3 protein-coding genes and 2 pseudogenes are annotated in these 5,104 nt (G+C 72.3%); 4 read left to right on the top strand and 1 reads right to left on the bottom strand.

The genetic code is table 11. The features are described 5' to 3' along the window. Positions 1-188, top strand: a pseudogene (locus H5J33_RS36805) (collagen-like protein); the annotation flags it as partial. Between the two features lie 57 nt (positions 189-245). Here H5J33_RS36805 and H5J33_RS23060 read toward each other — a convergent pair. After that, complete coding sequence (locus H5J33_RS23060; RefSeq protein ID WP_181796812.1) at positions 246-2,786, bottom strand: SdrD B-like domain-containing protein; 2,541 nt, start codon at positions 2,784-2,786, stop codon at positions 246-248. A 480-nt stretch (positions 2,787-3,266) separates the two neighbouring features. On the opposite strand from H5J33_RS23060, the gene H5J33_RS23055 reads away from it, so the two are divergent. From H5J33_RS23055 to H5J33_RS23045, 3 genes and pseudogenes are all read left to right on the top strand, one after another. Further along, a complete protein-coding gene (locus H5J33_RS23055) occupies positions 3,267-3,788 on the top strand; it encodes an EF-hand domain-containing protein (protein WP_309485468.1) in 522 nt (173 codons plus the stop codon). Between the two features lie 113 nt (positions 3,789-3,901). After that, entirely contained in the window at positions 3,902-4,273 is a 372-nt protein-coding gene (locus tag H5J33_RS23050; protein WP_181796811.1) for a hypothetical protein, read from the top strand. 28 nt (positions 4,274-4,301) lie between these two features. Then, positions 4,302-5,104 (top strand): annotated as a pseudogene (locus H5J33_RS23045) (cation acetate symporter); the annotation flags it as partial.

Below are 5,104 nucleotides of genomic sequence, written 5' to 3'. Positions count from 1 at the left end.
CCAGCGCGGCCACCGCCATCGGCGCCGGTGGGGCGCACGGTCCGCAGGGGCCTGCCGGATTCTCCCGCCGCGCACACGGTTCGACACTGGCACTTGGCTGCTTCACCCTCTCGGTCATCACCCCGCCGCACGGCGGCGGGGTGGCAGACGACGGCAAGGCCGGCCCTAGGGGGCCGGCCGGGACGTGATCCGCCCGCGCGCGCCGTTCCGGTCGCGGACGGGCGGATCACCGTGGTGCGGTGCGGTCAGTGGTGCCGGGCGCGGCGGTTCCGGGTCACGAACGCGATGACCAGGCCCGCGCCCACCAGCAGACCGGCGAGGCCGATCAGCGTGGGCACCCCGGACATACCGGTGTTCGCCATCGAACCGCCCCCGCCCCCGCTGCCCGGGGCCGGGTTGGCCGGCGGCGCCGGTGACGGCGGCGTCGGGGCCGGTGGCGCGCTCCGGGTCGGTGCCGGAGTCGGGCTGGGAGTCGGGGTCGGGGTCGGGGTGGGAGTCGGGGTCGGGCTCGGGCTGGGGGATTCCTTCGGGATGTACACCCCGGCGTCGATGGTGTGGTCGACGCCGCCCGGCTTGTCCGGGGCGGTGACGGGCGCGTAGCCGTTGCACAGTTCCCCGCTGGTCGGCGGGGTCACATTGGAGTCGTGCGCACGGTTGTCACCGGCCCGCGGGAGCGTGAACCGCAGCTCGCTCGCCGCCGGATGCTCGGGCACCTGGCTGGTGTCCGCGGTGCACACGTCGAACTGCACGGTGTACTTCGCACCGGGCGTCAGCTGGTACGCGGCGCCGACACCGCCGAAGTAGTACTCGCCGGCGGCGTTGGTCCTGGTCGTGGCGACCTGTTCGCCGTCGGCGTCCAGCAGGTTGATCGTGGCCCCCGGCAGCAGGACGTGCCCCGGGTCCTGGATCCCGTTGTGGTCGCCGTCGAACCACACGACGTTGCCGATCTGGATCGGCGCGTTCGCCGCCGCGTAGGCGATGTCACCGAGCCCGCCGGCCTTGCCGAACCCGCCCTGCTCCCGGCTGACGAACTGGTACCCGTTGGCGGCCGGGTTGTTGCCCGGGCCCTGGCCGGTGGTGATGTCGTAGTACCCGGTTCCCGAGGTCGCGACGTTGACGACCGGGTCGAACTCCGTGCTGACGGCCCACTGTTGCTGCGGGATGTAGGCGACGGAGCCCAGCGCGGTCTCCTGGTGCGCGTTGGCGAAGGAGTCGCCCGGGAAGTATTCGACCACGTCGGCGGGCTGGCCGCCGTTGTTGGCGGGGGTGGCGTTGCTGGGGCAACTGCCGGTGCCCTCCCACTGGTACTCGCCGGTGGCAGTGGCGCAGACCATGGTGATGTCACCACCGGACATGGCGCTTTCCGCGGTGTCGTTCCCCGGGCGGGGGTCCAGCCCTCCCCAGCTGAGCACGTCCATGAACCGGTCGCGGAAGCCCAGGATCATCGAGCCGTCGCGGGTGAAGGCCAGCGAGGCCAGCTCCGGCTGCGGATCGATGAAGACGTTGCCGGCCTTGCGGTCGTCCCAAGTGTCCAGGCCGGTGTTCCAGGGGTTCCAGTGGGTGGCGCGGTCGCCGGAACCGAAGACGCTGCCGCGTTCGTACGTGAGCGGGTGGCTCAGCACCTGGGTGAACCGCTTGCCGTCGAAGGTGGAGACGACGGCCTTCAGGTCCTCGCGCTTCTGCGTGCTCTCCGCGCTGCACACGCCGCCGACGTACAGCGTGTTGTCGTGGGTCTGGAGTCCGAACGGCCGCCAGTCGTCGCGGCTCGCGCACCCCGGGTCCGGGATCGGGACCGTCGCCTTGGGCGCCTCGGCGGTGGCGCCGGTCGCGTCGAAGCTCACCAGGCTGCGGGTGCGCAGGTTCACCGCGTACAGCGTGGATCCGTCCTCCGACAGGGCCAGGCCGCCGATGCTCTCCTTGCCCGGCGCTTCGGTGAACCCACCGTCCTTGATCATGTTCGCGGTGTCGTGCCGCGTCACCGCGGCGTCCGGCACCCGTGCGAACAGCTTCGGCGTACCCGAGCCGTCGGCCGGCACCGTGTAGATCGCGCCCCCGCCCTGCGGGCCGTACGGGCTGTACCGGCGGGCGAACGCGCTCTGGAACAGCCGGGTGCGGTACGTGTCGTACGCCAGCCCGAACGTCGTGCCCACCTGGTCCTGTGTGGCCAGCGTCTCCGGGCAGGCAGCGTCGGTGGGACAGGTGCCGCGGACCTTCGTGCCGAACGCCACCAACGCCCGGTTGTCGGTCGCGCCCGGGCCGTTGTGGACCGGCACGAAGTACCGGGAGTCCGGCAGCGCGTAGTCGGCCGGATCCCACACCCCGGTCACCACCGAGGCGTCCTTCCCGTCGGAAACGTCCACGAACGACGTGAAGCTGTCGAAGTGGTTCTCCGCCGTCGACGCGGGCGCCGCCCGCAGATGGCGGCGGTACGGTTCCGGGACGCTGACGTCGACGCGGTACCGGCCGCCGTCGAGCTCGTCCGACCCCGGCACCACGACCTTTCCGGTGGCGTCCGTGACACCGGTGACCCGGTGCCCGGCGGGGTCGGAGACCTCCACCCGCATGCCCCGCTGCGGCACGTCCATCGTCGTGTTGATCACGCCGGTGCCGAAGAAGTCGCGCAGTACCTGGACCGTCAAGGTGCCGTCGGTGGCCGAGGCGGTGGCCGGTCCGGCCGTCACCCCGACGGCGGCACCCGACAGTAAGAGGAGGGACAAGCCGGTGCGCGCGAGCGGCTTCGCAAGCCCCCCGGCCGCCCGGCGCGAGTCTCTGCCGACTCGGTTCATGGCATCACACTCCACACTTCCCTTGTCTTGAAATCGAAGCCCCGTGTCTGGAAAACGAAGCCCCCGAGGCAAAGAAAAAGGACCCACGCGCTGTGCATGGGCCGCTTTATGGTGATCGCTGGAGGATATCGCGGGCGAGCCGTAAGCGGTGCGGGCCAGAAAAAGCGAACACACGTGCAGACTCTTGGGCAGGACCGCCCCCGGCCGGGAGTTTCCGCAGCTCAAACGTTGGGAGTTTGCGCAGCTCGAACACGGTACCCTCGCCCCCACCACCGACCTCGCCGACCGCCGTCGCGAGCAGCGCGCGACATTCTATCCATGGGAATCTCGCCGTCACCACCAGAACTCCCACATGCGCCGGGACACGGGACGAACTCCGTACCACCCGACCGGGTGGTGGGCCGTGAGTCCGCGAATCACCCCCTCCCGCATGGGTAATTCGACGGTCACCCCGTCGTGGACGCACCAGGAGGAAGCGCAGTGACCGACTCACCCCGACACCGGATCTTCGAGATGCTGGACGCGGACGGCGACGGCGCGATCAGCCACGACGAGTACCTCGCGCGGGTCGACCGGGTGGCGTCCGCCGTGGGCCGCGACGCCGGCCATCCGGTCGTCGCCGCGTCCCGGGCCGCTCACGAGGCCGTGTTCAGGGACATGGACGCCGACGGCGACGGACGCGTCAGGTTCGAGGAATACCGCTCATGGGTCGGGCACGAGGCGTTCGAGCGCTCCTGCCGGCCCGCCCTCGGCTCCCTGTTCGACCTCGCCGACACCGACGCCGACGGATACCTGGACCGCGCCGGGTTCATCCGGCTGCGCACGGCCGCGGGGAACGCCGGCGCCGGCGCCGGCGCGGCGTTCGACGCCCTCGACACCGACCGCGACGGGCTGATCGACCGCGACGCCTATCTGACGGGCATCCGGGACTTCGTCACCACGGGCAGCTCCCCCATGGCCGCGGCCTACGGCACCGCGTCCGCGCCGGCTACCCGCTCCTGATGGGACGGGGACCCCGCGGGCGGTGACCGGCGCCGGCCGGGAGCTGTCCCTCTGGTCCGGGGCTGCGTACACTCCACTGCGACGTGTGATCTTCGCGGGCCGGAGGGCGCGGCATGGGTGGATCCGGGACTTCCCGGCGTGAAGTGGTCACGGGGGCTCCCCGGACGTCCCGCCCGGCCCCCGGCCCGATTGCCCCCGCCCGGGCGCGCCCCCAGGACACCGCCCTGCTCCGGGATCTGATCCGCCGTCAACTTCGGCTCGGGCTCGCGGCGTTCGGGATGCTCGCCGGATCGATCGGGTCACTGCCCCTCGTCTTCGCCGCCCTGCCCGACCCGGCGGTCCGGCCGGGCAGCGCGCTGCTCGTCTGGGCCGTGCTCGGAGCCGGCGCCTACCCCGTGCTCGTCGGCATCGGCCGGTGGTACGTCGTACGGGCCGAGCGCAATGAACGGGACGCCCTGGAACGGGACGAAGGAGCCCGGCGATGACCGGTTCCCGGGCGTCCGGAGCCGCCGGGTGAACCAGACGTACGGCATCGTGGCCGTGTCGGCGGCGGTCCTGGCCACGCTGGTGATCGGCTCGGTGGGGCTGCGGGTCTCCCGTACCACGTCCGACTTCTACGTCGCCTCCCGCACCGTCCCGCCGTACCTCAACGCCATGGCCGTCAGCGGGGAGTACCTCTCGGCCGCCTCCTTCCTCGGCATCGCCGGACTCGTCGCCGCCGAGGGCGCCCAGATGCTCTGGTTCCCCGTCGGCTACGCGGCCGGCCATCTGGTCCTGCTCGCGTTCGTCGCCGCCCCGCTGCGCCGCTCCGGTGCCTACACCCTGCCCGACTTCGCGGACTCACGGCTGGAGTCCACGGCCGCCAGGCGCGTCGCCGGCATCCTCGTCGTCGGCGTCGGCTGGCTCTACCTGCTGCCCCAGCTCCAGGGCGCGGGCCTCACCCTCGGCCTGGTCACGGGCGCGCCGCAGTGGCTCGGCGGCGTGCTCGTCGCCGTCGTCGTCACCCTGGCCGTGGCAGCCGGCGGCATGCGCGGCATCACCTTCGTGCAGGCGTTCCAGTACTGCCTGAAGCTGACCGCCCTCCTCGTGCCCGCGGTGTTCCTGCTGCTCGCCTGGCACGGCGACCCGCGCCCCGCCGGCGCCCTGGAGGAGCCGCCGGCCTTCCGCCGGCACACCCAGGTCACCGTCGACAGCACCGTACGGCTGCGGATCGAGGCGCCGCTGCGGGCGGTGGCGAGCGGTGCCGTGGACGGCAGGGCCTACGACGGCGGACCGCTGGCCCTGGACCCCGGGGTGCACGAGATCCGGGCCGGGAC

It is taken from the genome of Streptomyces sp. WELS2, assembly GCF_013870595.1.
In the GTDB taxonomy this organism is placed as follows: domain Bacteria; phylum Actinomycetota; class Actinomycetes; order Streptomycetales; family Streptomycetaceae; genus Streptomyces.
Note: the sequence above shows the minus strand (reverse complement) of the source record. Positions and strands in the feature narration are given on the sequence as shown.